Here is a 1,808-nt window from a genome sequence, read left to right on the forward strand (position 1 = left end):
CCGCCACATTCGTGATCCCATGGTTGCGGGCCAGATAGTGCGCGGTGGCCAGGCCATGCCCACCCCCACCCACGATCACCACGTCATAGCTCTTCTTCGGCTCGGGCGTACGCCACAGGAAGTCGGGGTGGTCCGGCAGGTGCGCGCCGGGCGGAGTGGTGGTCGTGGTGCTCATACCTGCAGCTCCGGGTAGAGGGGGTGACGGGCGGCGAGCGTGGCGACGCGCTCGGCCAGGGCGGTGAGCGCGGCGTCGGAGGTGTCGGGGCGCAGCGCCAGCGCGATCACGTCGGCGACCTCGGTGAAGTCGTCGGCGTCGAAGCCGCGGGCGGCGAGCGCGGGGGTGCCGATCCGGACCCCCGAGCTGACCATGGGCGGGCGCGGGTCGAACGGGACGGCGTTGCGGTTGACGGTGATCCCGACCTGGTGCAGGCGGTCCTCGGCCTGCTTGCCGTCGAGCTCGGAGTCCCGCAGGTCCACCAGCACCAGGTGCACGTCGGTGCCGCCGGACACGACGCCGACGTTCTTCTCCTCCAGCAGCCGGGCGGCCAGGATCTGCGCGCCCTCCAGGGTGCGCTCCTGCCGCTCGCGGAACTCCGGCTCGGCGGCGACCTTGAACGCCACCGCCTTGGCGGCGATCACGTGCTCGAGCGGACCGCCCTGCTGGCCGGGGAACACGCTGGAGTTGAACTTCTTCGCCAGCTCCTGCTCGGCGAGGATCACGCCGCCGCGCGGCCCACCGAGGGTCTTGTGCGTGGTCGAGGTGACGACGTGGGCGTGGGGCACCGGGCTCGGGTGCAGCCCGGCGGCGACCAGCCCGGCGAAGTGCGCCATGTCGACCATCAGGTAGGCGCCCACCGAGTCGGCGATCCGCCGGAACTCGGCGAAGTCCAGCTGACGCGGGTAGGCGGACCAGCCGGCGATGATCAGCTTGGGCCGGCGCTCCTGGGCCAGGCGCTCGACCTCGGCCATGTCGACGCGGTGGTCGGTCTCGCGGACGTGGTACGCCGCGACGTCGTAGAGCTTGCCGGAGAAGTTGAGCTTCATGCCGTGCGTGAGGTGACCGCCGTGCGCGAGGTCCAGCCCCAGGATCGTGTCCCCGGGCTGCAGCAGCGCCGCCATCACCGCGGCGTTGGCCTGCGCCCCCGAGTGCGGCTGGACGTTGACGTACTCGGCGCCGAACAGCGCCTTGAGCCGGTCGATCGCCAGCTGCTCGATCACGTCGACGTGCTCGCAGCCCCCGTAGTAGCGCCGGCCCGGGTAGCCCTCGGCGTACTTGTTGGTCAGCACCGACCCCTGCGCCTGGAGCACCGCGAACGGCGCGAAGTTCTCGCTCGCGATCATCTCCAGCGTGTGCCGCTGCCGGCCGAGCTCGGCGCTGATCGCGGCATGGACCTCGGGGTCCGTCTCCTGCAGAGAGCGGCCGAGCACCCGCTCGGGACTGAGCGCCTCGCGTCGATCCACCGTGACGGACATCGGCCGACCTCCTCGTGATCGTCATACCTATTGCTGTGGACTGATATACCAACTGCATGGCAAGGTAGGCGCCGTGGCAGGGCCGGGTCAACACCCTCGGGCGAATTCGTGCCCGACGACCTCGCCCGCGCCGCGCGTCACGTCCCGTCGTCCGAGGAGAGACCCGTTGTCCGTCCAGCACTCACCAGACCGGTCCCCGACTGATGCCCGTGTCGATGCGGAGGAGTCCGGTCTGCGGGTGGGCCGGCCGGCCTCGCACGCGGCGGGGTTGAAGGCGGTGCGGGTGTCGCTGTCTCGGGCGCTGCGCCAGATGGGGCCGGTGAAGTCGGCGCGCA

At 71.2% G+C, this 1,808-nt stretch carries 1 protein-coding gene and 1 pseudogene; both read right to left on the bottom strand.

What is annotated here, in order from left to right; translation table 11 throughout:
* Positions 1–175, bottom strand: a pseudogene (locus ABD990_RS34055) (sarcosine oxidase subunit beta); the annotation flags it as partial.
* Positions 172–1,473, bottom strand: coding sequence for a serine hydroxymethyltransferase (gene glyA, locus ABD990_RS34060; RefSeq protein WP_345384930.1), 1,302 nt, complete (start codon positions 1,471–1,473; stop codon positions 172–174). The pseudogene ABD990_RS34055 and the gene glyA, both read right to left, overlap by 4 nt.
* Between the last annotated feature and the right edge of the window lie 335 nt (positions 1,474–1,808).

This window comes from Pseudonocardia yuanmonensis (genome assembly GCF_039542425.1).
Classification (GTDB): Bacteria; Actinomycetota; Actinomycetes; order Mycobacteriales; family Pseudonocardiaceae; genus Pseudonocardia; species Pseudonocardia yuanmonensis.

Excerpts from the sequence above, each read along its gene's own strand:
- glyA (WP_345384930.1), bottom strand. The coding sequence starts at position 1,473 with ATGTCCGTCACGGTGGATCGACGCGAGGCGCTCAGTCCCGAGCGGGTG.